Below are 24,190 nucleotides of genomic sequence, written 5' to 3'. Positions count from 1 at the left end.
TCCCTCGCTTCACCCCTGTGGGATGCCGCAAACGCGAAGCAGCACATCACAGACCTATGACGTTTTCCGGAGCCACGTCCTCGTCCGAGCGGCCGCGGAGGGCGGCCCGCGCACGCGGGTTCCGGGAGCGGGTTCCGGAAAGGGCGGCGGAGGGCTTCCGGCGGAGCGCGGGGAGTGATCGCTTCGGGGGCGGGCGAACGGCGTGAGAGCGCGACGGGGTGTTACCGCACGGTGTTCCCGTACAGGGCGCCCCCACGGAAAAAGCGAGGGCCCCGGCCGTTTCCGGCCGGGGCCCTCGCCTCGGGTGCGTCATCAGGGACTCGAACCCCGGACCCGCTGATTAAGAGTCAGCTGCTCTGACCAACTGAGCTAATGACGCCTGTTGTTCACCGCCCTGCCTCGCGGCCGCGGCGACATGGACAACTCTACCCGACCGATGGAGCGCCCCGCGCCGCGAACCGCACGATGTGGGGCACAACACCGGGGCGGCCGCCTTCCCGGCGGCGGCGCGGGCGGGCAACACGAAGGCCCCGGGCGGAAGGCTTTGCCTTCGACCCGGGGCCGTTGTCTGTGCGCCATCAGGGACTCGAACCCCGGACCCGCTGATTAAGAGTCAGCTGCTCTGACCAACTGAGCTAATGGCGCCTGTCATGCCATGGTACCGGCCCTGCGGGCCTCCCTGGCGACGTCGTTAACTCTAGCAGGACCGCAGGAGGGCCGCGAACCGGTTGCGGACCGGCGGGAGTGGCGGTCCTCCCCTCGGTCCCCTGCCTCGGAGCGCCTAGATGAGTAATTCCAAGGGGTCAGTGATCGTAGGCCGTCAACGAACGTAGGGTCGGCTGGCCGGTGCGGTCGTTGTGCCAGACCGCGGCGGTCAGCGCCAGGATCCGCTGGAGTACCCGGGCGATCACCCCGCCCGGGGTGCGCCCGCCGTGCCGTTCCAGGTCCAGTTGGCCCTTGAAGGTCTGGTTGATGGACTCGATGACCTGCCGCAACGGCCGAAACAGCTCCGCCCCGGACCGCGGGCGCTCTCCCTTGCGTGCCGGACGTAGCAAGGACAGACCTGCTTGGGCCAACGAGCGTTCGAAGTCGCGCCCGTAGTAGTTCTTGTCCGCGACCAGCGTCTGGCCCGGGCGTTGGGCGACCAGGTCGGGATCGTCGGCGAGCATCCCCATCAGGGTCGTGCGCTCGTCGGCTTTGGCTCCGGTGAGGGCGAAGGCGAGGGGAAGCCCGCTCAGGGTGCACACCAGGTGCAGGCGCAGCCCCCAAAAGAACCGGGAATGGGAGGCGCAGTACCCGTATTGGGCCCATCCGGCCAGGTCGGAGCGTTTGACAGTCTCGCGAGAACGCGCGCACTCCACGGGGGTGGAGTCCACCACCCACACGTCATCGGTCCAGACGCTGGTGTCGGTGGCCAGGTGGCGGATGAGGGCGCGGATCAGCGCGGAGGCCTTGCGTAGGCGTTTGTTGTAGCCGCTTTGTTGGGGCAGGTAGGGGAACTGCTCGGACAAGTGAGCGCGGGCGTAGCGCAGCCAGCGGGTCTCGCTGGTGTATCCGAGCATGGCCTGCATCAGGGCCAGGGTGATGAGGTCGGCGTCGGACAGGTGGGGTTGGAAGCCGGTCTCGGGTCGCCAGGGGGCCAGGTCCGGGCGGTGTTTCAGGAGGCGTTCGGTCCTGGCGTAGAGTGCTCGGGCGAGGGAGTTCAGGTTTTGCGTCACAACATGACCATGGGCTCCCTCGCCTCATGCTCAGACCACGCACCCCTTGGAATTACTCATCTAGGCGAAGGCCAGGAACAGCGCGACGATCACGGCGATGAGCAGGACCGCGCCGACGACGGCCAGCACGATCGGCATGACCGGGCGGCGCGCGGGCTCCTCGGTGCTCGGGTTCTCGTCGACGAAGCGGCGGAAGTGCTGCGTGGTTCCCGCCGGGTCCATGTTGGGATCGTTGTTCTGTGTCATGGGGTTGACCCTAGCGACTCATGGGAGTGGTGAGGACCCCCGTGGGTATATCTAATCCTTTTCGCGACGCGCTCTTGGTCCTCCCCCGCCGCGCACCTGCGGCGACCGCGCGGGGCGACGCGGCGCGTACTCCGCGTCCCCCGTTGGCGGTCACTTCTCACCCGGGTGAAAGCCGAACGTAAGATCGCCGGTCGACACTGGTCTCGGGAGGGCGGGGCTCGGCCGGTACTTCCCCGCGGCCGTGTCGCCCCTCCCGGGGCCCGGCACGCAGCACGGCGGCCATCCGGGCCGTGGGCGTGCTCCCGCGTGCCGGGTCCGCCCCCTCCAGAAGGCGCACCAGCTCCGCGGCGGACCGGCCCGGGCGGGTGTCGTCGAGCCAGACCGCCGCCATGCGCAGCGGCAGGGGCAGGTGTCCCAGGACGTGGGCGAGGCGGCGCAGCACCGATTCGGCGCACCGGTCCCGCCCCTCCCGCGGGCGCAGCAGGTCCACCGCCGCGTCCGGGGGGAGCGGCCCCACTGGCAGGGCGCGCAGGCCGTCGCGCACCAGCAGGTCGGTCAGCCAGTAGCGGCTGGTGACGAGCGCCGCGCATCCGGTGCCGCCGGGGAGCAGGGGGCGCACCTGACGTGCGGAGGCCGCGTTGTCCAGGACCAGCAGGACCCGCCGGTGCGCCAGCAGTGTGCGGACCCGAGCGGCGGCCTCGTCGGCGTCCATGGCCTCGGTGCCGCGGGTGCCGGTGGACAGGGAGCGCACCAGGCGGCGCAGCACCTCGGCCGGGTCGCGCGGGCTGCCGTCGCCGCCGCGGAGGTCGACGTAGAGCTGCCCGTCGGGGAAGTGCGGTGCGGCCGCGCGGGCCCAGCTCAGGGCGAGGGCGCTGGCTCCCGCGCCCGCGGGTCCGCGCACCAGCGCGCTGCCGGGAGCGGTGCTGGAGGGGTCCACCAGCCGGTCCAGTTCGGCCAGGGCCTCGTCGCGCCCCAGCAGCACGGAGGGCGCGGCGGGCAGTTCGGCCGGGGCGAGGGCGGCCGAGACCGGGGCGGGCGCGTGGACCGGACCTTCGCCGCGGCCGTCGCGTTCCTCCGCCCCCGCAGGGGCGCCCGGCTCACCGCCGGGTCCGGTGGCCGGACCGGATTCGCAACGGGGTACGGCGGCCGGTTCGGTGTCCGGTCCGGGGCGGGCCCCGGCCGTGGGAGCGGAGGGCCGGGCCCCGGCGCCCTGCTCAACGGAGGCGCGCTGGTGCGGGACACTGGTGCCCGGGGCGCGGTCGAGGTCGCCGCGCAGGATTCCCTGGAAGGTCTCCTGGAGTTCGCGGCCCGGGTCCGTGCCCAGGTGCTCGGCCAGCGCGTCGCGGGTGCGGGCGTACACGCGCAGGGCCTCGCTGGGGCGCCCGCAGCGGTAGAGGGCGGTCATCTGGACCCGGATGAGGGGCTCGCGCTCGGGGTGGTCGGTGGCGATGGGGCCGATCTGGTCGGCCACCCGCTCGTGGTCGCCCCGGGCCAGGGCGGCGCCGAACCCCTCCTCGGCGGTCCGCAGGAGTTCCTCGTTAAGGGGCGGGACGTCGCGCTCGTGCAGGACGGGGCTGACGATGTCGGCCAGGACGGGGCCCCGCCACAGGCCCAGGGCGCTGATGAGCAGGTCGGCGCGGTCGGAGGGTTCGGCGCCCCCGTCGGCGCGGCGGACCAGGGAGCGAAAGCGCAGCAGGTCGCACTGGTCCTCGGTGAGGTCGACCCGGTAGCCGCCGTCGCCGCCCCCGATGAGCGGGGTGCCGCAGTGCTGGTCCAGGACGGCGCGCACGCGGGTCACGTGGACCTGGAGGGCGCTGCGCGCGGACGGGGAGGCCGGGCTCCCCCAGACACGTTCGATGAGGTGCGCGGTGGGGACGGTGCGCCCGGTGTTGAGCAGGAGCGTGGCCAGCAGGGCGCGGCGCTTGTCCCCGCGCAGGCGCAGCGGGGCCCCGTCCATCTCGACGCCGAACTGCCCGAGCAGTCCGACGCGTAGCCCGTCGGCGGTGTGCGCGGACACGCCCTGCCGGGCCTGCCCGGCCGTGTCGTGCCACCGCCTCGCCGGGTCGCTCAGCGACACAGCACCCTCCCCCTCGCGGAGCGCGCGTGCGAGCGGGTGAACCCCGGCGCCCCCTGGTTCCAGGGTGCCGCCTGAGCTGGGATATCGCAATCACGCACCCCCCACTTGCCGCTGCGGCCGTCCCTTGGAATCCTGGATTCTCCCGCTTTTTCCCATCTCCTCGTTGACTCTTCACCACGACCGAAAGAAACTTTCCTCCATGGCGGAAATTCCGAAGCCTGCGGGCGGACGGGCGGAGACCGGACACGTCTCCGCGCCTCCCGTCCCCACGACGGTCCTGCGCATCCGGTCGCTCCTGCCCTCCCTGGCACCCGCGGAGCGGCGGGTCGCGCAGCACGTCGTCGACGACCCCGAGCGGGCCGCCGCCTCCTCCATCACCCAGCTCGCCAAGGTCTGCGCCACGTCCGAGGCCACCGTGATCCGGTTCTGCCGCACCATCGACTTCAGCGGCTACCGGGAACTGCGCCTCGCCCTGGCCACCGAGGCCGGTCAGGCGCGTGGCGCCCGCGGGGCGGCCCCGGAGCTGTCCAGCGACATCAACCCCGACGACACCCTCGTCACGGTGGTGCAGAAGATCGCCTACACCGACGCGCGCGCGGTGGAGGAGACCGGCGCCGCCCTGGACGTGGAGGTGCTGCGCACGGTCATCGACACGATGGCGGGCGCGCGGCGCATCGACGTGTACGGGGTGGGCGCGAGCGCGTTCGTCGGCGCCGACCTCCAGCAGAAGCTGCACCGGATCGGGCTCACCTCGTTCGCGTGGTCGGACGCGCACGTGATGCTCACCAGCGCGGCCCTGCTGGACGAGCGCGACGTGGCGATCGGCATCTCCCACAGCGGGACGACCATAGACACGGTGCAGGCGCTCACGGAGGCGGGGCGGCGCGGCGCCCGGACCGTGGCCGTCACCAACTTCCCCCGCTCGCCGATCGGGTTCGCCGACCACGTGCTGACCACCGCGGCCCGCGAGACCACGTTCCGCTCGGGGGCCACCGCGAGCAGGCTCGCGCAGCTGACCGTGGTGGACTGCCTGTTCGTGGGTCTGGCGCAGAGCCGCTACACCGACAGCCGCACCGCGCTGGAGACGACCTTCGAGGCGGTGCGGGGGCTGCGGATCAACGACGACCGCAGGCGCCGCAGGGGCGAGGCCCCCGGCGGCGGGAGCACGGACGACAACCACGGCTGACCGTACGCGTCCCGCTCCCGCCGCCCGGCTCCGACCGGCGGCGGAGGCGGGACGGTCGAACGAGGGAAAGGAACGGCACCGGTGCGGACCGAACAGGAGAGCGCTGTGCACGACGACGGGCGCGGAACCCGGTCGGAAGGCGGGGACGCCCCTCGGGAGGCCGGCGCCCCGCTGCCCTCCGACGGGAACGGGGGCGGTGCGGCCGTGATCGTGCGCGCGCCGACGGAGTCCCGCAACTCGGGTACCCACGACATCGACCTGCTCCCGGCGCTGGACGTGCTGCGACAGATCAACGCCGAGGACGTCACGGTCCCCGGCGCGGTGGGCGCGGTCCTGCCGGAACTGGCGCGGGCCGTGGAGCTGGGGGTGGCCGCCCTGGAGAGCGGGGCGGCCATCCACTACTTCGGCGCGGGCACCTCGGGGCGGATCGCCGCCCAGGACGCGGCCGAGCTGCCGCCGACCTACGGCGTGCCCGCCTCGTGGGTGGTGGCACACCACGCGGGCGGCGGGGAGGCCCTGGCGCGGGCCGTGGAGGGGATCGAGGACGACTGGGAGTCGGGCCGGGCCGACGCCGCCGCGATCACGCCGGGATCGCTGGCCGTGGGCCTGGCCGCCAGCGGGCGCACCCCCTACGTGGGCGGGGCGCTGGAGGCGGCCCGGGAGCGCTCGGCCGCGACGGTGCTGATCAGCGCGAACCCGCAGGCGCCGTTGGCGCGGGAGGCGGACGTGCACGTGGGCATGGCCACCGGCGCGGAGGTGATCGCCGGGTCCACCCGGATGAAGGCGGGCACGGCGCAGAAGCTGGCGCTGAACGCGTTCTCCACCGCGGTGATGGTGCGGATGGGGCGGACGTACTCGAACCTGATGGTGGGGGTGGACGCCACCAACGGCAAGCTGCGCGGCCGAGTGGTGACCATCCTGACGCAGGCCACCGGGCTGGACGAGCGGGTGTGCGCGCGGGCGCTGAACGCGGCGGAGGGCGACACCCGCGTCGCGCTGGTGTCGCTGCTGGCCGACGTGGACGCGGACGCGGCGGCCCGGGCCCTGGGTGAGGCGCGGGGCCGGGTCCGCGTCGCGCTGGCCGGGCTGGGCCTGCCGGGCCAGACCGCCCCGGAGTAGGCGGCGGGGCGGTCGGGACGGCCGCTGTCCCGCGCGGGTTGAGGCCCCGCGCGGGGTGGGCCCGCGCGGGTTGAGGCCCCGCGCGGGGTGGGCCCGCGCGGGTTGTCCACAGGCCGAAGGTTCCTCTGGCGGTGTCCGTCCCGTCCGGCCTACGTTGGATACGGGGGGTCCCCGGCCTCCCCCGCTTCGCGCTGCCCGCGCACCGGAGGTCGCGCCCGTCCGGGCCGGGATCCGCGCGGACTTGACCACGCGCGGGTCTTCCACAGGCCGAAAGCCCCTCTGGCCCGGGGCCGGGCGGGTCTTCCACAGGCCGAAAGTCCCTCTGGCCCGGGGCCGGGCGGGCGGCGTAGGCTCGGTTCCGGGGGCGCCGCGCGCCGCCGTGGGAGGGGCTGGTCCCCCCGTATCCGAGTCTCCCCCTCCGCCGCCCGCCCCGCCAGCCCCGGTCCGCGGCTGTGGACGGCCCCGCCCGGCTCAGCCTCGTTCGACGGCGGTGCCGATCAGACCGATCGGCGGGGAGCCCAGGTCCAGCAGGGCCCGGTGGAAGCGCTCCAGGGTGAACCCGTCGCCCCAGCGCTCGCGCGCCCGCTCCCTCAGCCGCAGGATCTCCAGCTTGCCCCAGGTGTAGCGGCCGTAGGTGGGGTCGAAGGTGGCGCGGCGCGCCTCGGCCAGGGCCGCGGGCCCCTGGAGCGGCGTGTCCCGGGCGAAGCGGGCGGCCGCCTCCTCCACGGACATGGTGCCGCTGTGCATGCCGATCGCCACGGACAGGCGGGTGACGCGGATGAGCGCCTCCACCCACACCCCGGTCTCGTAGTGGTCCGCGGTCCAGGCGGGGTCGCCCAGGCGTTCGGCGGCGTAGGCGCCGAAGCCCTCGTCCACGCACACCTCCTCCACGTAGTGCGCCCAGCCCTCGGCGAAGGTCATCGAGTGCAGGGCGCGGCGCACCGGCCCGGGCGCCTGACGCAGCGCACGGCCGTGGGAGAAGTGGCCGGGAGCCACCTCGTGCACGCTGACGGCTGGCAGGGTGGTGTGGCTGAACATCTCCAGCCACTCGTCGGCCTCCTCCGCGGTCCAGGAGGCGTCGGGCGGGGTGATGAAGTAGAAGGAGGGCGTGTCGGCCTCCCACGGGCCCGACCACGCCATCATCGCGGTGGCCCAGCGCTGGGAGGGCGGGGAGACGTCCACGCGGCACTCGCCGTCGTTGTGGGGCGCCAGGCCGCGTTCGGCGGTGAACGCCACCGCCAGCTCCGTCCAGCGGCGTGCGGCGTCCAGCACTCCGTCGGTGTCGGGGTGCTGGCGGGTGAGCTCGCGGACGAACTCCATCGTGTCGCGGCCGGGTGCGAGGCGCCCGACGGCCTCGGCCAGGCGCCCGCGCAGGCGGTCGCGTTCGGCGTCGGCGCGGGCGGCCAGGTCCGCGAGGTCGACCTCGACGGCCTCACCGCTGCCCATGAGGCGGGCGAGCGGCTCGGCGCCGAGCCCGGCGCTTCGGGGACCCTCCCGCACCGCCTCCTCGACGTGGGCGAGCAGGCGCGCGTGCGCGGCCAGGGCCGCGTCGCGCACGTCGGCGGGCACGTCGTCGGGGAGGCCGTCGGCCACCCCCCGGACGGCGCCGAGGAGGGACTCCGCGAGGGGGGCGGGCAGGCGGTCCAGGGCCGCGATCGCGTTGTCGACCACGCGCGGCCACTCGGCCAGGTGGGCGATGCGGGCGGCGTCGCGCTCGGCCCGGGGCGCGTACGCGCGGTCGTAGCCCGACAGGTCGAGTTCGTTGACGTGGTAAAGGGGGTTGGCGCGGTGCAGCTGGAGTTCGCCCAACTCGTAGCGCAGGGCGTTCTCGAAGGCGGCCAGGTGGGCCTCGTCGTGCGCGTCTTCGAGGGGTTCGCCGCCGAGTCCGGCCAGGGCCTCCCGGACCCCTTCGGGCGACAGGTCGGCGACCTTGCCGTCGTACTCGTGCATGCCGGAGCCTTCGCGCATGTTCATCGGCCTGAGGTCGGCCAGGCGCCGGAGCCGCGCGGGCAGGTCTTCGTGCTGTGGCTGGAAGGACATGCGGCGACTCTAGCCCCGGAGGGGGCCGTGCGGACAGACGGTTCGCGGGCCCGAACCGGACCGGTCGAGTCCGCTGTGCCGTACCGGAACTTGCGCCGCGCCGGAACTCCGGAGCGGGGCCGGGCGTCTTCCCAAGCGTGACGATCCCAGATCCCGCCACGCCCCAGATTCCCCCGTCCGACGACGACACCGGTGTTCTCCGCGACCGACCCTCCCCAGCTTCCGGCGGCTCCGGTGCCGACACCGCCGACGTCGTATCCGGCGCCGAGAGCGCCGGGGCCTCCGCTGGTCGCGGCGGCCGCCGCGGACGCCGGCCGTGGCTGGGGCGCCTCGCCGTGCTGGCCGTGTTCGCTATGGTGGCGGGCTGCGTGCCGTTCCTGTGGGTGCTCTCCTCCACCTCCGACCACCGCCACACCGCCTCCGCCGTGCCGGAACGCCCGGTGGCGCTGGTGCTGGGCGCCGGTGTGCGCCCCGACGGGCGGCCCAGCCTGCTGCTGGCCCGGCGCCTGGACACCGCCGCCGACCTCTACTTCGCCGGGAGGGTCGACGTCGTCCTGGTGACCGGTGATAACAGCGTCGAGCACTACAACGAGACCGACACCATGCGCGCCTACCTGGTGGACGCCGGTGTCCCGGGAGAGCACATCGTGGGCGACTACGCCGGGTTCTCCACCTGGGACTCGTGCGTGCGGGCCCACGAGGTGTTCGGGGTGCGGGAGGCCACCGTGGTCACCCAGGACTTCCACCTGCCCCGCGCCGTGCGGCTGTGCCGTTCGGCGGGCATCGACGCGGTGGGCGTGGCCGACTCCAGCCTGGAGGAGCGCACCTTCGCCACCGTGTACGGATGGTTCCGGGAGGTCCCGGCTGCGGTGGCGGCGCTGGGCTCGGTGGTGCTGCGGCCCGACCCGACGTTCCTGGGCGAGTACGAGACCGGAGTGGACGAGGCCCTGGCGCTGGAGCGCGAACCGGGGGCGGCGGGCGGCTGAGACCGCCCGGCCCCGGAGCCGTACACGGCGGCCCGGGGCCGCGGCGGGCGATCGCGACCCGGTCGGTCCACCGGCGCCGGGAGTTACGCCGCGCCGGTGGACCGGGCGCGCCCTACCGTCCTCCGCCGAAGAGGCGCCCCAGCAGCCCGCCGGGCTGGGGGGCGGCGGGCTGCTGCGGCTGCGGGGCCGCGGCCTGCTCCGGCTCCGGTTCGGGTTCCACACCCACGAGCGCGCAGAAGTCCTCGGCGTCGTCCGGCAGCGCCCAGGCGCTCAGGGTCCGCGTGAACTCCTCGTCCTCCCAGGCGGAGGCGGGCAGTTCGGCGATCGTCCAGAGGACCTTGAGGGTCTCCTCGTCGTAGTCGGCCTCGGCGTGCTCCTCGGCGGTGCGGTCCTTGCTGCGGGGGCCGAGCACCAGTTCCAGGCCGACGCCCGTCACGAGGGCACGCGAGTCCTCCTCGCCCTTGATCAGGCCGGGCAGGATGTCCAGGCGCAGGCGGCGGGCGCGGTCGCCCGCGCGGCCCAGCGCCAGGAAGCCCAGGACCTGCGGGGAGTGCCCGCCGCAGTGCGGCCAGGACTCGTTGAACAGGCCCTGGTAGCCCATGGAGGCGCCGCCGCCGCGGCCGATGCGGCGCAGCGCCTCGCGCGGGGTGTTCTCGCCGTGGATGAGCAGCATCGCCACCGATGCGGCGAAGGAGTTGTAAAGGTTCCCGCCCGCCATCTGGTGGGTGAGTCCGAGCGTGAGGTCGATGTCGGTCGGGCTGGCCAGCAGGCCGAGGGCGAACAGTTCCGCGGGGAGCGGGTCGCCGCCGCTGTCCAGCGTGTTCATCACGTCGCGCAGGCTCGTGGGCGCCTGCGGGGCGGGGCGCAGGTCCTTGGCGAGCAGGACCTGGGAGGCTCCGGTGACCTCGGCGGTGATGCGCTCGGCGTCGTCGGGCAGGAAGGCCAGGAGGTAGCTCACCCACTCCCCCGCGCGGTCCATGCCGCCGCGGTTGGCGCCGCCGTGGAGCAGGGAGACCAGGTCGGGGACGCGGGCGCGGACGGCCTCGTAGGTGTCCAGCTCGGCCCGGAGGATCGCGGCGCCGTCGGGCTGCTCCATCACGGCGAGCCGGTTGCGCATGCGGTGGTGGTGCTGCTCGTCCGGGGCCTCCTCGGCCCAGTCGCGGTACTGCTGGCGGACCTTCTCGGCGTCGTTGGAGGCAGCCCAGGCCACCTCGTCGCGCCACTGGTCCAGGTCGAGGGCCTCGGGGAAGCGGTCCTCGGCGTGCCCGGCCACCAGCTCCAGGAGCAGGCTCAGGGGACGCCATCGGTCGGTGGCCGGGGTGGACTCGGCGCAGGCGAGGTCGACCAGGAAGTCGACCGCCCTGGGTGCGGCGAGGTGTCCGGGCGCGGGGAAGTGGATGATGTCGTGGAGTTCGGAGAGCGCGCTGTCGCTCCCGGCGAGCTGGCCGAGGAGCTCGGGGATGCGAGCGCCGCCCTCGGGGGCCAGGGTCGCCCAGTCCACGTTCTCCGCGCCGTCGTGTGGGTCGGTGGTCGCGTTCATGGTGCCGATTATCCCGCCTGAGCCGGTACGCGCGAATCCACCTGTGGACGAGCGGGGCGGTGCGGCGGCGCCGAAGCCCGGGGCCGGGGGCGGGCAGCACGAGGCGGAGGAGCCCGGGGACCCCCTGTCACCACGTTAGGTCCGCGCCGCGTGGCGGCGCCAGAGGCGGTTCGCGCCTGTGGACGCCCGGGCGGCGCGACGGTCGGCGCGTCTGGCCGGGTCGCGTTACAGCTCGCTCCGGGCGGGCGCCGGGCGCAGCACGGCGTCGCGCAGGGCCTTGACCGCGGCGGCCACCTCACGGGCGTAGCCGATCACGGTGGAGCGGCGGCGGGCGCCCATGCTGGAGTCGCCCACCCCGACGGCGTCGATCCCCGCGGCCCGGGCGAGGGCGACCGTGCGGGGCAGGTGGAAGGCCTGGGTGACCATGGTCGCCTCACGGACCCCGAAGAGGTCGCGCACCCGCACGCAGGTGTCCCAGGTGCGGTAGCCGTGGCGGTCGGCGTCGATCCGGTCGGCGGGCACGCCCTGTCCGACCAGGTACGCGGTCATGGTGTCGGTCTCGCGGCGCGACACCTCGCGGTTGTCTCCGGAGACGATGATCCGCTCCACCCGGCCGTTCTCGTACAGGCGCACGGCCAGGTCCAGGCGGCGGGCGAGCAGCGGCGAGGGTCCGTCGTTCCAGGCGGCGGCTCCCAGGACCACGGCCACGGGCCGGTGCGGGACGGTGTCGACCTCCCCGCGGCGTCCGGCGCTGCCCAGGAAGGTCCAGGCGTAGGGGCCCAGTGCCAGGGCGCACGCGCCCGCTCCGACCGCCGCGATCCACAAGCCCACCCTGCCGCCCTTTCCCGTCGTCCGGCGCGCGTCCGCCACCCGTCCGCGCGGTGCCGCGGCCCGCCCGGGCGCTCCCGGGGCGGTGGCCGCCTCCGCCCCGCGCGTGCGCGGGGGCGCGCGTCGCACCCATCATGGCGCACCGGCGGAGTGCGGGTATCCGGACGAAGGCGTACGGACCCGCGCGACACGCGTGAAACCGGGACGCGTCGGAACGTCCGTGCCGGGCCCGCCTCCCCCGGGAGGACCGGAACCGGCTCCGCACGGAACCGCCCGCGGCCGGGGCCGGACTCCCGTTCGCGGAGGCCTGCCGCGGCCGCGCGAGAACCCTGTCTCAGCTCCCCAGACCCGCCAGAGCGCCCCAGGAGAAGGGCCGCTTGTACCGGATCGTCAGGGAGCCGCCCTGGCAGGAACCGGTGATGACGAAGTGCGGTGCGGACGCGCGGCGGAGGGAGTCGACGCTGTTGCGCAGCGTGCCGAACCAGGAGGCGTCCGCCTCCACGTCGGCGGTGGCGCCCTCGGGCAGGATCACGTCGCCCGAACCCCAGGAGGCGTCGACGTGGACCTCGACGACGGAGGTGGCCAGGGAGGCCTCGCGGAAGTCGAGCCGGGTGGAGCCGTACTTGTTGTACACCTCGACGCGGTGCGGCACCTTCCACACGCCCTTGCGGACGACGGTGCTGCTCTGGGAGCGGATGACGAGGGCGTCGCCTCCGTCGCGGCGCTCCGGGAGGAGGCCCTCCACCGGCCGCGCGACGGTGCCCGGCAGCGTCTCGGCGCCCGTCGGCAGGTCGGCGGTGACCGGTTCCAGGTCGGCGTAGGTCTTGGCCGCGTAGACGGCGTTGAGCCGTTCGTCGAGTTCGTCGAGGGTGATGCGCCCCTGCGCCGCCGCCTCCCGCAGGACCTCCGCCACTTGGTCCCTCTCCGCGTCGGAGACGCGCATCCGACTCATGTCATTGGAGGCCACTGTCGCTCGCCCGGTCCTTTCCCGCTCCTTTTGTCACCACCACGTTGACATCCTCTCCCGCTTGAAAGCGGGAGAATCCAGCTAACAGACCATATCCGCCGCTGGTGGTCTACGCTTCACAGCCCGCCTGGCGGCGAGGGCTCCACGTCCTGGCACCCACAATGTCCTGGGGCGCTTGCTGCCTGACCGCGTGCTCGATATTGCGTGCGGCGTTGGTGTCGGCGTGCGCCGCATACCCGCACCCCGGTGCCTTGCACACGAACCGGTCCCGCGACTCGCGGCCGCCCTCGGTGATGGCCTGGCGTGCCGAGCAGCGCCGCGAGGTGTACGGGGCGGGCACCCGCACCAGGTACCCGCCCCGGTCGGCGAGCTTGTACTCCAACAACGTGACCGTGCGCCCCCACGCCTGTCCGGCGATGGCCCGGTTCAACCCGGATTTTCGTGCCACGTTGGTGCCCGGGGCCTCCACCGTCCCCCGAGCCGAGCGGACCATCCCTGCGATGTGCAGGTCCTCGACCCCCACCACACCGAACTCCCCGGCCAGGGCGTGCGTGACCTTGTGCTGCCAGTCCAGGGCGCGGCGCTTGGCTTTCGCGCGCACCCGGGCGATCTGGTCATAGGTGCGCCGCAACCGGTGCGAAGACGGCTGCCCGGGTGTGCGCTGCCGCCGTTGACGGGCGGCTTTGCGCTCCAACCGGCGCAGACGCTCGGTTTCGCCTCCAGACAGCCACGGCTCGTGCTCGCGGAACGTGCCGTCGGACAGGGTCAGCGGCTTGGCCACACCCCGGTCGATCCCCACCCCCGGGCCGACATGGGGTGCCGGTTCCTTGACCTCGGTGCGCAGGCGCAGCACCACGTGCCAGCCGTTGGCCTCCCGCACCAGCCGGGCGCCGGTGATGCGGTGGGCGGCGTCGGCGTGCTTGCCCACGGGTAGATCCTTGGTCCATCGGAAGCGAACCACACCGATCTTGGGGATCTTCACGCTCCCCCACGTGCGGGTGAGGCGTTCGATGTTCAGGTCCCGCCCCTGGGGGACGTCGACGCACATCCGGGCGCGCAACCGGGCCTTGAAGACAGGTGGCCCGGTCCGGCCCGCCCAGCAGTTCTGCCACGCCCGGAAGTAGGCCTTCAACACCTGCTGCGCCGCCTGCGCGGGAAAGGCAGCCAACCAGGGGATGTCCTTGCGGGCCTGACGAATCGCGGCGTCGGCGTCCTTGAGGGACACCCGCCGGTTCTCCGAAGACATCGTCCACCACGCGTGCAGGAGGTTCCACAGGGCGCGGGCGGCGTGGCCCTGGGTTTCCAACCCCGAGAGTTGGTCCTTGGTGGGGTAGAGGCGGGCTTTGTGACCGCGTTCGCGTTTGATGTGTCACCTCCCTGGACTGGTCCGGGTCGACCTTAGCGCGGGGTGTGACGTTTTGTGACTGACGGTTCACCCACCGGCTGAAGCCGATGGCACTCTCGCGAAGGAGAGGTAGGGCATGGGTGGAAAGGAGCGCGGTGCGGAACCGGCGCCGCCGCGGTCCGGCCGCTCCGGCGGGCGGGAACTGGCCGCGGGCCCCTGTCCGGCGCCCGCGTCCCCTTCCACCGCAGGTTGGCGGCCCGGCGCGCTTTGGGGAGGTCGGGGACTGGGTACCGCTTCTCTAGGGTGGTTGAGGACTCTGCCGGGGTAGGACGGACCCCGGCAGAGTCCTGAACCACACGTGGTTCCTGCCTCCCCCCGGTACACGATCTCGCGTCGGCGCGCGTCTGCACAGCGCGTGTCCGCAACCGGCCACACCGTGAACCGTTCCCCCGCCGAGCGGCCCGCCGTACGGGCCCGGCACCCCTCTCCACGCCCCGCCGGTTTTCGGCCCTGCCCTCCGTGCGCGATCGGTGCACCCTCATACTCCCCGCAGACCCCACGCGGAACAGGCACTCTTCCGGTGCCCGCCCCCGCCGTCGAGAGGGTTTCGGTCAGGTACATAAATCCGGTTGCGGACACAGCATCCGAACGGAGAACCGCAGGTCACGGGAACCCCTCCCGGCCGCCCCGGAAAACCTTCGTCCCTGCGTCGAACACACCTCCGCAAACACGCATCTGAGCAGGCAGAACGCGAGAGCCTCGACATCTTCCGAACCCGGCGGGAAACGCACCGGGAGCGGCGTTTGCCGGAATTCCGCGGCGAGCATCCTTCCTTTGGGAGCCGCGGCCGCACAGGCCGTTCTCCCAGGCCAGACCATCCGATCCGACCTCCCCGAGCACCACAGACACCACCTTGGTCGAAGACCGGAGGAAACCACGACGTGTCCGCCCTCGCGATCGCCCCGACGTTTCTCAGCGACTTCACCCGCCTCACGCCCGACGTCCAGCTCAACACCCTGGCCGTGATGCGCGCCTGCCAGGTCGGCGACGAGCCCGACCTGGAGTCCGTCGCGGGCGCCGCCGACCCGGGCGTCCGGGTCGTCAGCATCGCCCCCGACTGGTCCGGCGTCGTCGTCCCCGACGCCTCGGGCCGCGGCCGGACCGGCGACGGCGGCCTCGCCGACGGCACCCGCTACCGCCTGGTCACCGTGCGCCCGCGCGACGAGGCCCTGCGCTTCGCGCGCGACCTGCGACCCGAGGCGCCGACCGGGATCGTCCCCGCCGAGGCCGACCCCACGCCCAGCGGCCCGCCCGAGCTGGCCGGGGCCCTGAGGGCACCCTTCGACCAGTGGCAGCTGACCCTGCACCCCGACCAGCACCGGATCACCGAGGCGCACTACAACGGGTCCACGCAGGTCACCGGCGGACCGGGGACCGGCAAGACCGTGATCGCGCTGCACCGCGCCGCCTACCTGGCCGAGCGCGCCGCCGCCCGCCCCGAGGACACCCGCGAATCGGTGCTCCTGACCACCTACAACCGGGCGCTGGCGCAGTCCCTGGCCGAGCGGCTGGACCAGCTCCTGCCCGATCCCGGCGTGCGCGCCCGCGTGCGCGTGGCCACCATCGACAGCCTCGCGCGTTCGGTCGTGCAGACCCACACCAGCGTGGCGCCCCGCATGGTCGGCAAGGACGAGCTGGCCCGGCGCTGGCGCGCGGTGGCGGTGGCCGACGGCCTGCCCTTCTCCGGCCGCTTCCTGGTGGACGAGTGGGAGCAGGTCATCCTCGCCAAGGGCCTGGAGCTGCTGCCCGACTACATCCGCTGCGAGCGCAGCGGGCGGGTGCAGCACCTGGCTCCGGAGCACCGCCGCCAGGTGTGGGAGACCGTGCGGCGCTACGTCGGCGCCATGAGGGTGGAGGGGATGTGGTCCTACCCCCAGCTGGCCGCCGAGGCAGCGCGGATCCTGGGCCGCCGCGAGCCGCTGTTCCGGCACGCCGTGGTCGACGAGGCCCAGGACCTGCACCCGACGCAGTGGCGGATGCTGCGCGCCGCCGTCCCGGAGGGGCCGGACGACCTGTTCATCGTCGGCGACCCGCACCAGCGGGTGTCCGACAACCGGGTGTCGCTGGCCTCGCTCGGCATCAACGTGCGCGGGCGCGGTCAGCGGCTGCGGGTGAGCTACCGGGTGACCCAGGAGATCCTGGACTGGAGCATGCCGATCCTGGACCGCCGCGCGGCCCTGGGCATGGACGACAACGCCGACACCCTGGCCGGGTACCGCTCGCTGCTGCGCGGTCCGGCGCCGGTGGTGCGCGGCTGCGAGGACCGCGGCGAGGAGCTCACCGCGCTGGGCGACTGGGTGCGGGTGTGGCTGGAGGCCGGGGTCAACCCGGCGGAGATCGCGGTGGCCGGGCGCAACCAGTGGGTCGTGCGCGGCATCGCCAAGGAGCTGGAGGCCAGGGGCGTCCCCACCGCCCAGTTGGAGGACAGCGGCGCCGCCGAGGCGGTGCGCGTGGGGACGATGCACCGGCTCAAGGGCCAGGAGTTCCGGTGCGTGGCGCTGGTCGGCGTCAGCGACCACCTGCTGCCGCCCAAGGCCGCCATCGAGGCCGCCGACGGCGACCAGGTGGCGCTGGAGCACGCCTTCCAGCAGGAGCGGACGCTGCTGTTCGTGGCCTGCACCCGGGCCCGTGACGCGCTGTACGTGTCGCACGTGGGCAGGGCCAGCCGTCTGATCGGCTCCGGTCTGTGACGGCGCGGGGGCGGGGGCGGCGCGCAGACGGCGCCCCCGCCCCCGTGTGCGGCGGCGCGGTCAGGCGCCGCCGTAGCGGCCGTTGAGGTCGGGGATGTTCATGACGTCGGTGCTGGCCAGCGGGTCGTCCACGTCCACGTCGGTGACGACCATGTACGGCAGCAGCAGCGGGGGCGGGAAGTCCGGTGTGAAGGTGAGCGGGATCCCGAGGATGCGCACGTGCATGCGGGTGATGTGCATCTGGACGGACCCGTCCATGACCATGGTGGGCAGGCCCAGGCTCATCCGGGTTCCGGCGTCCTCGAACCACAGTTCGGCGTTGACGAAGTCGGCCCGGCTCATGGTCAGCCGGATGTACCTGCGGGGCCCGTCGAGGGTGGGGCACTCCACCACGCCGTCGTAGCGGGCGCCGCTCATCGTCAGCCGGTCGGCGGTCAGGCCGGAGGTGCGGACCGAGCCGCTGGAGCAGTCGTAGGCCTCCTCCACCGGAACCTCGGGCAGCCCGCCCTCGTCCCGGGCCGCCTGGCAGGCGCGGACGGCGTCCAGGAACTCCTCCTCGGACCCGGCCAGGGCGGACTCACCGGTGCCCATCTCGCACTCGTCCGGGTTCGCCTCCCGGTCCGGCTCGTCCTCCTCCGGCTCCTCCCCGGGGGCCTCTTCCCCGGTCTCCTCGTCCTCGGGCCGTTCGTCCGCACCGCCCCCCTCGTCCGCGCCGGGCCCGGTGCCCGGCTGGGCGGGCCGGTCGGTGGGACTCGCCGAGGGCTCGTCCGAGGGGGAAGGCGGGGGCGAGGACTGTTCCTCCTCGTCGCCCGGGGGCAGGAACCAGTCCCAGGGCCAGTCGGCGGGCGCGGCGGCGCTGGCCAGGGTCACGGCCAGTGCCAGGGGCAGGGCGAGCGCGGCCAGCGGCCGGGGCGGAGGCGGGGGGTCGCTGACGGCCCCGCCGGGTGTCACGGGACCGGTGTCCCTGCCGGGCAGGGGCCCGGGAACGCCCGATCCGGGCGCGGTCTCGGCGGGGACGGCTGGTACGGCGGCCGGAGCTTCCTCCCCGACCGCGCGCCCACCGGCCTCGTCGGTCGCTTCGGGGCCGCGGGGGTCGGCTGCCCCGGGAACGCCCGTGTCGGGTGTCGCGGGACCGGCGGCGTCGGCGTCCGCGGACCGGCGGCGTCCCCGACCGCGCCTTCGGCGACGGTCCACGCGGGGCGCCCACGCGAAGACGAGGGAACCGCCGACGATGCCGAGCAGCATCCCGATGACGAAGCCACCGAAGTTGGAGGTCACGAAGGACACCAGGCCGAGCATGAGCCCGACCACCCCGAAGAAGAGGTGCTGCGCGGGCTGGAACCAGCTCAGCGCTCCCAGGGTGATCAGCAGCACCGCGATGAGCGGGCCCGACACACCGGCGACACCGGTGTAGGCGATCAGGTCGATGGGCAGGATCAGGCTCTGCGCGGCCGGCGCGACCAGCAGCTCGACTCCGGCGATGACGAGGAGGAGCCCGCCCCAGAACGGGCGTCCGCGCCGCCAGTCGCGCAGGCGGGCCCGGCCCCCGCGGAGCAGGGTCAGTGCGTGGGCCATGGGATCAGAAGCACTCGTGTTCGCCGGGCCGCACGGCCAGGCTCAGACCGGACAGCTTCAGGGATCCGGAGGTGACCGCCCATGTGGTCAACCGCATGTCGGAGACGGTGATGTTCTGGGACTGGAGGCCGAAACCGCCCGCCGGTCCCTGGCCGCCCTCGGCCCTGTCCAGCGTGCTGGCGTCGCGGCCGATCTCGATGGAGCCGAACTCGGCGTCGCCCTGGAGCTGCTCGATGTCCAGGACGAGGTCGGTGCCCTCGACCGGAGTGGACTCGCCCGCGGTGATGACGAGGGTGGCCTGGCCGACGGGCAGGTCCCACAGGGAGGACATGCACAGGTTGGTCAGCTCGGCGGAACCGACCGAGGACAGGCCGACCGGGCGGGAGGAGCCGTCGACGGAGGTGGCGGCGTCGCCGTACTGGGTGAAGCCGGTGCCGACGAGCTGGTCGGCGGACATCTTGAAACTGTCACCGGACACCGCGAAGGAGGCGGCGAGCAGGCCCTGGGTGGTCATGCCTCCGAGGACCGCGGCGGCCGCGAGCCCGGGAACGGCCACGAGGGCGAACCTGCGCCAGCGCGTTCCGCCACCGGCTTCGTGCTGCTCAGGCGCGTCCTCAGGCGCCTCGGACGCCTCGCCGGAAGCCTTGGGCATGAGTACCTCCAGTGTTCCGCCGCCCGTGAGCGGCGAGGGGGAGCCGAACTTGCGCCGAGGCACGCCACGTGTGTTACATGGCACACACCCTACTCGGCGGTAGTGACGAACATTACAATAGTTGTTGTCACATTTCTAGATGGCGCATTCAATGTTGCGGGCCCGTATCCGGCGCACTACGGGAGACCGCGACTGACCTGGAGAGAGACCGACCGTGCCCCCAGAGCGCAGCACAGACCCCACCGCCACCACCAGCTCCTCCGCCCCCACCCCCCAAGCCGCCGCCGAAACCCCGACCGAAACCAGGGCCGGGTCCGCGTCCGGTGACCGCGCCGACCGCTTCGACTACGACGTCCTGGTCGTGGGCTCGGGGTTCGGCGGTTCGGTGAGCGCCCTGCGCCTCACCGAGAAGGGCTACCGCGTCGGCGTCCTGGAGGCCGGACGCCGCTTCACGCCCCAGACGCTGCCCTCCTCGTCCTGGGACGTCCGCAACTTCCTGTGGGCGCCCGGGCTCGGCATGTACGGCATCCAGCGCATCCACCTGCTGCGCGACGTGGTGATCCTGGCGGGCGCCGGCGTCGGCGGCGGTTCCCTCAACTACGCCAACACGCTGTACCACCCGCTGGACCCGTTCTTCGAGGATCCGCAGTGGCGGCACATCACCGACTGGAAGTCGGAGCTGGCGCCGTTCTACGACCAGGCCCGCCGCATGCTCGGCGTGCGCACCAACCCCACCGTCACCCCCTCCGACGTGCACATGAAGGCGGTCGCCGAGGACATGGGCGTGGGGCACACCTTCCGCCTCACCCCGGTGGGCGTGTGCTTCGGCGACGGACAGGACGGCGACGGCGCCCGGGCCGAGCCCGGCGCGTCCGTGGGCGACCCCTACTTCGGCGGCGCGGGCCCCGACCGGCGGGCCTGCACGGAGTGCGGGGAGTGCATGACCGGATGCCGCCACGGCGCCAAGAACGCCCTGACCGAGAACTACCTGTACTTCGCCGAACGCGACGGCGCAGAGGTGCACCCGCTGACCACCGTCGAGCGGCTGCGCGAACTGCCGGGCGGGGGCTTCGCCGCCGACACCGTCAGGACCGACGCGCCCCGGCGGCGGTCGAACGCCCGCACGTTCACCGCCCGCCAGGTGGTCGTGGCCGCCGGGACCTACAACACCCAGACCCTGCTGCACCGCATGCGCGACTCGGGCGCGCTGCCCCGCCTGTCGGCGAGGCTGGGCACGCTCACCCGCACCAACTCGGAGGCGCTCGTCGGCGCGATGACCCGCAGGGTCCGGCCGCAGGAGGACCTGACCCGGGGCGTGGCCATCACGTCCTCGATCCACCCGGACGAGAACACCCACATCGAACCGGTCCGCTACGGCAAGGGTTCCAACGCGATGGCGCTGCTCACCGCGATGCAGGTGCCCGGCGGCGGGCGGATCCCGCGCTGGCTGCGGTTCCTGGGCCTGGCGGCGCGTCACCCCGTGGTGTTCGCCCGCAGCCTCTCCGCCCGCCGCTGGTCGGAGCGGACCATCATCGGCCTGGTGATGCAGTCGCTGGACAACTCGCTGACGACGTCGGTGCGGCGGGGGCCGCTGGGCGGGAGGAGGCTGACCTCCCGGCAGGGCCACGGCGAGCCGAACCCGACGTGGATCCCGGCCGGGCAGGACGCGGCCACCCGGCTGGCCGAGCGCATCGACGGCTTTCCCGGGGGCACGGTGGGCGACGTGTTCAACGTGCCGATGACCGCGCACTTCCTGGGCGGCTGCCCGATCGGCGACAGCGCGGAGACCGGCGTCATCGACCCCTACCACCGGTTGTACGGCCACCCGGGCGTCCACGTGGTGGACGGCTCGGCGGTCACCGCGAACCTGGGGGTGAACCCGTCGCTGACCATCACCGCGCAGGCCGAGCGCGCGATGTCGATGTGGCCCAACCGGGGCGAGGAGGACCCCCGGCCGGAGCAGGGCGAGCGGTACCGGAGGGTCGGGCCGGTGATCCCGGCGTCCCCGGCGGTCCCGGCCGGGGCCTTCGCCGAACTGCGGTTCACCGTCCCGCTCCCGCTCACGGTGGTGGACTCGGGGTCGCCTCCGGAGGGCGCGGTGAGGGAGCCGGAACCGCCCTCGGAGGGCGCGGTGACCGTCGGCGAGACGACCGGGACCGCTGGGGACGACGCACGAACGTGAGGACGGTGTCCCGGGGCCGGTCGCCCACAGGGAGGTGGACGCCCTGGCGGCACCGGGGAGCCGCTCCAGGGCGTGTTCGGTGGATCTCGTCGGGTGGGCCGGCCGGTCCGTGCGCGTAGCCGGACGGGGAGCCACGGATCCGGGACCAGAGGTCCACCGGACACGCCTTAGCAGGACGTGCGGCTCCGCACAAGAAGCCACTCCCTCAGTGCGGACCGGCCGCCGTACTCATGCGCGCGCGGCCGCGCGCGCCGAAGATGGGGTCGTGACGAACAAACCGCACATGCTCGCGCTCGGCGCCCTCGCCCTCCTCGGCCTCGCGGTCACCGCCTGCGCACCCGAACCCGGGACCGTACAGACCGAGGCGACCGAGCAGGACGCTCTCCCTCCCCTGGGGGCCGACGGGCAGGCGCCCTCCGAGGACCTGTCCCTGGAGGAGGCCGCGCCCTTCCTGGAGGCCCAGGGGTACTTCCCCGCCGAGGGCGACCTCAACGGCTACGAGGTCGGTTACCTGCCCGACGACGTCGGGGGCACCCCCTACGACCTGGACCGCACCGCCCTGGCCGCCGCGCAGGGCCACGTCGTCCCCGACCTGCACGAGGTCGAGCGCTCGTGGCTGGCCGACACCGTCCAGGTGGACCACCTGGTCGACGACAACGACCGGGTGATGGCCGAACGCGAGGCCGTCGCCGTCTCCGCCCTGTACGTCCCCGTCATGCGGCGCGACGACCTCACCGACGCCGACGCCTACTACGAACTCCTCGGTTCCGCGCTCGAGGAGGAGTTCCCCGACTCGCCCGCCCGCGAACTCCCCGACGGCGACGGCCACTACAACGGCTCGACCGCGGTCTTCTGCCCCGAGCCCGGCGTGATCGTCTGGCTCTCCTACGTGGACGACGCCTACTGGGAGGAAGTGGAGGCGAGCGGGGACCTGACCGCCGAGGGCGACCCCGAGGAAGTCCTGCGGATCGTCGAGGGGATCACCCCCGCCTGAACCCGCGGGCGGGCGGGGTAGGCGGATTCCCGCACGCGTCCCGGGGCGGACCCCTTCCCGGTCCGCCCCGGGCCGCCCGCACGCCGCCGCGGTGCCCGAACGGGTAGCCGATCCCCGAACGCGCTCGCGCGCTGGAGCCGCGCACGCACCCGGCGTCCGCGGGGCGCGAGGGCCGACAAGCGGACCGAAGGCCTTCAGGCGGACCCCGTCAGGCCCTCGCGCGCACCGCCGCGCTGCCCGCCCACGCCTTCCTTGTCCGCACCGTCCTTGTCCAGGTACTCCATCGCCAGGGCGAAGTGCTCCCCCATGACGTTGGTGAGGTTCTCCGCCATCGCCTGCGCCAGCACCGCGTCCACGGCCTGCTGCGCGAGCGGGCGCACCCGGCGGATCAGCTCGGCCATCTCGGCGGTCTCCTCACTGCGGACCACCGTGCCGGGCGCGTACTCGGCGATGATGTGGTCGGCGACCAGGCGGACCATGTGCTCGGCGACGTGGCCGACCTTGTCGCGCAGGTTCTCCGCTATGTCGAGCACCGAGTCCACGGTCATGCCCAGCTTCACCAGCTCGACCCCGGCGTGCAGCAGCCGCGGGCTGGGCACCCGGAAGCGCAGCCCGTCGCGTTCGAGCACGCCCAGGTCCAGGGAGCGCTTCACCGTGCGGGGCGTGACGCCGTGGCCGAAGAGTTCGCGCAGGTCGCCCATGGTCAGGTAGCCGGGGATCTCGTCGCTCCAGGCGTCACCTATGGCCGACTCGAAGCCCAGGATGTCGGAGAGGTCCCCTCCGCGCTCCCACACCCGGAACATCTCGCCGATGTTGGCGAAGGTGTAGCCGCGCCGGAGCAGTTGGCCGATGAGCCGCAGACGCGCCAGGTGCGCCTCGGAGTAGATGCCCACGCGGCCCTCCCTGCGGGGAGGCGCGAGCAGGCCACGGTCCTGGTACACCCGGACGTTGCGCACCGTCGTGTCGGCGAGCCGGGCGAGTTCGTCAATGCGGTATTCGGCCATGGGTCCAGCCTAGAGACAACCGCGAACCTTACTCGTCAGTAAATTTCCCGTTCCACCCCATTGCATTGTGACAATGCCCGTTGTAACGTTCCGGCAGGAACTGTGGAGGAGATCACATGAGGACCCCCCTGCCGCGTCACCTGCGACGACTGCCCGGTCAGAACGCCCTCGTCACCGGTGCCTCCGGCGCTTTCGGCAGTGCCACGGCGGCCGTCCTCCGCCACCTCGGCGTGAACGTGGTCGGCATCGACCGCAAGCCCGCCCCCGGAGTCGTCGGCTGCGACATCACCGACGACGCGCAGGTGCGCGAGGGCGTCGCCGAGGCCCTGGACCGGCTCGACGGCCGCCTGGACCTGCTGATCCACTACGCGGGCGTCGGACCGGCCGTGGACATCGGCCGGGCCCCGGACGTCCACGTCCACCAGGCGCTGGAGGTCAACCTGCTGGGCACCTGGCGGGTCACCGCGGCCGCGATGCCCGCGCTGCTGCGCAGCAGGGGACGCGTCCTCATCACCGCCTCGCTCCTGGCCAACCTGTCGCTGCCCTTCGCCGGGGCCTACACGGTCTCCAAGAGGGCGCTGACCGCCTACGCCGACTGCCTGCGCGCCGAGTACGGCTCGCACATCGGCGTCACCACCGTCCACCCCGGCTACGTCGACACCCCGATCCACAACAGCTCCCGGGCCACCGGGGTGGCCCTCGACGGCCTCGTCCCCGCCGAGAGCGAACGCGACACCGTCATGGCGGTGGTCCGCGCGGCCGGGGCCAGGTACGCCCGCCGCGACACCGCCTCCACCGCGCTCGGCACCGCCGGGCTCCACCTGTTCCGGCACTTCCCCGGCACCACCGAACAGATCGTGTCGCTCCAGGTGGGCCTGCTCCTGTCGGACGGCGCCTTCGGGGAGGCGGAGATCGCCCGGGGACTCCACTCGCGGCACGCCAACCCCCTGGTCCGGCCGGACGCGTCCTGAGGAGGAACAA

18 protein-coding genes and 2 tRNA genes are annotated in these 24,190 nt (G+C 73.5%); 7 read left to right on the top strand and 13 right to left on the bottom strand.

Going from position 1 to position 24,190, the window contains the following annotated elements; all coding sequences use genetic code 11:
* Positions 1-305 precede the first annotated feature (305 nt).
* The 5 genes from AC0VX6_RS06035 to AC0VX6_RS06015 form a co-directional block, all read right to left on the bottom strand.
* A tRNA-Lys gene (locus AC0VX6_RS06035) sits at positions 306-379 on the bottom strand.
* A gap of 192 nt (positions 380-571) precedes the next feature.
* Positions 572-645: transfer RNA gene (locus AC0VX6_RS06030), tRNA-Lys, on the bottom strand.
* Positions 646-803: 158 nt separating this feature from the next.
* On the bottom strand, positions 804-1,718 hold the full coding sequence (locus AC0VX6_RS06025) for an IS982 family transposase (RefSeq protein WP_475465459.1): 915 nt from the start codon (positions 1,716-1,718) through the stop codon (positions 804-806).
* A 60-nt stretch (positions 1,719-1,778) separates the two neighbouring features.
* Positions 1,779-1,964 carry a hypothetical protein gene (locus tag AC0VX6_RS06020; protein ID WP_248773843.1) on the bottom strand — a complete coding sequence of 62 codons (186 nt, stop codon included), beginning with the start codon at positions 1,962-1,964 and terminating at the stop codon, positions 1,779-1,781.
* Between the two features lie 157 nt (positions 1,965-2,121).
* Complete coding sequence (locus tag AC0VX6_RS06015; protein WP_475467655.1) at positions 2,122-4,041, bottom strand: AfsR/SARP family transcriptional regulator; 1,920 nt, start codon at positions 4,039-4,041, stop codon at positions 2,122-2,124.
* A 199-nt stretch (positions 4,042-4,240) separates the two neighbouring features.
* Between AC0VX6_RS06015 and AC0VX6_RS06010 the strand changes: the two genes are divergently transcribed.
* Positions 4,241-5,227: a MurR/RpiR family transcriptional regulator gene (locus AC0VX6_RS06010; protein WP_274976551.1), complete on the top strand. Its 987-nt coding sequence runs from the start codon at positions 4,241-4,243 to the stop codon at positions 5,225-5,227.
* An 81-nt stretch (positions 5,228-5,308) separates the two neighbouring features.
* Entirely contained in the window at positions 5,309-6,346 is a 1,038-nt protein-coding gene (locus AC0VX6_RS06005; protein WP_475467653.1) for an N-acetylmuramic acid 6-phosphate etherase, read from the top strand.
* A gap of 471 nt (positions 6,347-6,817) precedes the next feature.
* Here the strand turns inward: AC0VX6_RS06005 and AC0VX6_RS06000 are convergent, their stop codons facing one another.
* On the bottom strand, positions 6,818-8,386 hold the full coding sequence (locus AC0VX6_RS06000) for a DUF885 family protein (protein WP_274976550.1): 1,569 nt from the start codon (positions 8,384-8,386) through the stop codon (positions 6,818-6,820).
* A gap of 137 nt (positions 8,387-8,523) precedes the next feature.
* Between AC0VX6_RS06000 and AC0VX6_RS05995 the strand changes: the two genes are divergently transcribed.
* Entirely contained in the window at positions 8,524-9,372 is an 849-nt protein-coding gene (locus AC0VX6_RS05995) for a SanA/YdcF family protein (RefSeq protein ID WP_274976549.1), read from the top strand.
* 112 nt (positions 9,373-9,484) lie between these two features.
* Here the strand turns inward: AC0VX6_RS05995 and AC0VX6_RS05990 are convergent, their stop codons facing one another.
* The 4 genes from AC0VX6_RS05990 to AC0VX6_RS05975 form a co-directional block, all read right to left on the bottom strand.
* Positions 9,485-10,912 (bottom strand): hypothetical protein, encoded by a 1,428-nt coding sequence (locus AC0VX6_RS05990; RefSeq protein WP_274976548.1) that lies wholly within the window; start codon positions 10,910-10,912, stop codon positions 9,485-9,487.
* Positions 10,913-11,137: 225 nt separating this feature from the next.
* Positions 11,138-11,743 (bottom strand): SanA/YdcF family protein, encoded by a 606-nt coding sequence (locus AC0VX6_RS05985; RefSeq protein ID WP_274976547.1) that lies wholly within the window; start codon positions 11,741-11,743, stop codon positions 11,138-11,140.
* A gap of 331 nt (positions 11,744-12,074) precedes the next feature.
* Positions 12,075-12,692 (bottom strand): DUF1707 SHOCT-like domain-containing protein, encoded by a 618-nt coding sequence (locus AC0VX6_RS05980; protein WP_475467651.1) that lies wholly within the window; start codon positions 12,690-12,692, stop codon positions 12,075-12,077.
* 124 nt (positions 12,693-12,816) lie between these two features.
* The gene (locus tag AC0VX6_RS05975) at positions 12,817-14,013 is read right to left on the bottom strand and encodes an RNA-guided endonuclease InsQ/TnpB family protein (protein ID WP_475467650.1); all 1,197 of its coding nucleotides are present in this window, start codon (positions 14,011-14,013) and stop codon (positions 12,817-12,819) included.
* Between the two features lie 980 nt (positions 14,014-14,993).
* On the opposite strand from AC0VX6_RS05975, the gene AC0VX6_RS05970 reads away from it, so the two are divergent.
* Complete coding sequence (locus AC0VX6_RS05970; RefSeq protein WP_475467648.1) at positions 14,994-16,802, top strand: UvrD-helicase domain-containing protein; 1,809 nt, start codon at positions 14,994-14,996, stop codon at positions 16,800-16,802.
* 60 nt (positions 16,803-16,862) lie between these two features.
* Here the strand turns inward: AC0VX6_RS05970 and AC0VX6_RS05965 are convergent, their stop codons facing one another.
* Positions 16,863-18,377, bottom strand: coding sequence for a DUF6114 domain-containing protein (locus tag AC0VX6_RS05965; RefSeq protein ID WP_475467646.1), 1,515 nt, complete (start codon positions 18,375-18,377; stop codon positions 16,863-16,865).
* A 4-nt stretch (positions 18,378-18,381) separates the two neighbouring features.
* The gene (locus AC0VX6_RS05960) at positions 18,382-19,029 is read right to left on the bottom strand and encodes a DUF6230 family protein (RefSeq protein ID WP_274976543.1); all 648 of its coding nucleotides are present in this window, start codon (positions 19,027-19,029) and stop codon (positions 18,382-18,384) included.
* 214 nt (positions 19,030-19,243) lie between these two features.
* Between AC0VX6_RS05960 and AC0VX6_RS05955 the strand changes: the two genes are divergently transcribed.
* Together AC0VX6_RS05955 and AC0VX6_RS05950 are read left to right on the top strand one after the other, a co-directional pair.
* Positions 19,244-21,211, top strand: a complete 1,968-nt coding sequence (locus AC0VX6_RS05955; RefSeq protein ID WP_274976542.1) for a GMC oxidoreductase — start codon at positions 19,244-19,246, stop codon at positions 21,209-21,211.
* A gap of 265 nt (positions 21,212-21,476) precedes the next feature.
* Positions 21,477-22,205, top strand: coding sequence for a hypothetical protein (locus AC0VX6_RS05950; RefSeq protein WP_475467644.1), 729 nt, complete (start codon positions 21,477-21,479; stop codon positions 22,203-22,205).
* Positions 22,206-22,399: 194 nt separating this feature from the next.
* On the opposite strand, the gene AC0VX6_RS05945 is transcribed toward AC0VX6_RS05950, so the two are convergent.
* Positions 22,400-23,209 carry a MerR family transcriptional regulator gene (locus AC0VX6_RS05945; RefSeq protein ID WP_274976540.1) on the bottom strand — a complete coding sequence of 270 codons (810 nt, stop codon included), beginning with the start codon at positions 23,207-23,209 and terminating at the stop codon, positions 22,400-22,402.
* A 116-nt stretch (positions 23,210-23,325) separates the two neighbouring features.
* Here AC0VX6_RS05945 and AC0VX6_RS05940 point away from each other — a divergent pair, with 116 nt between their 5' ends.
* A complete protein-coding gene (locus AC0VX6_RS05940) occupies positions 23,326-24,180 on the top strand; it encodes an SDR family NAD(P)-dependent oxidoreductase (RefSeq protein ID WP_475467643.1) in 855 nt (284 codons plus the stop codon).
* Positions 24,181-24,190: the final 10 nt, after the last annotated feature.

The organism is Nocardiopsis sp. iso_25 (genome assembly GCF_056173305.1).
The sequence above is the reverse complement of the archived record's forward strand: the minus strand, read 5'-3'. Positions and strand labels throughout refer to the sequence as shown.

What these genes read in the sequence shown, in the direction of transcription:
- AC0VX6_RS06020 (WP_248773843.1), bottom strand. Translation starts at nt 1,964, where the DNA reads ATGACACAGAACAACGATCCCAACATGGACCCGGCGGGAACCACGCAG.
- AC0VX6_RS06010 (WP_274976551.1), top strand. Translation starts at nt 4,241, where the DNA reads ATGGCGGAAATTCCGAAGCCTGCGGGCGGACGGGCGGAGACCGGACAC.
- AC0VX6_RS06000 (WP_274976550.1), bottom strand. Translation starts at nt 8,386, where the DNA reads ATGTCCTTCCAGCCACAGCACGAAGACCTGCCCGCGCGGCTCCGGCGC.
- AC0VX6_RS05990 (WP_274976548.1), bottom strand. Translation starts at nt 10,912, where the DNA reads ATGAACGCGACCACCGACCCACACGACGGCGCGGAGAACGTGGACTGG.
- AC0VX6_RS05980 (WP_475467651.1), bottom strand. Translation starts at nt 12,692, where the DNA reads ATGAGTCGGATGCGCGTCTCCGACGCGGAGAGGGACCAAGTGGCGGAG.
- AC0VX6_RS05965 (WP_475467646.1), bottom strand. Translation starts at nt 18,377, where the DNA reads ATGGCCCACGCACTGACCCTGCTCCGCGGGGGCCGGGCCCGCCTGCGC.
- AC0VX6_RS05960 (WP_274976543.1), bottom strand. Translation starts at nt 19,029, where the DNA reads ATGCCCAAGGCTTCCGGCGAGGCGTCCGAGGCGCCTGAGGACGCGCCT.
- AC0VX6_RS05945 (WP_274976540.1), bottom strand. Translation starts at nt 23,209, where the DNA reads ATGGCCGAATACCGCATTGACGAACTCGCCCGGCTCGCCGACACGACG.
- AC0VX6_RS05940 (WP_475467643.1), top strand. Translation starts at nt 23,326, where the DNA reads ATGAGGACCCCCCTGCCGCGTCACCTGCGACGACTGCCCGGTCAGAAC.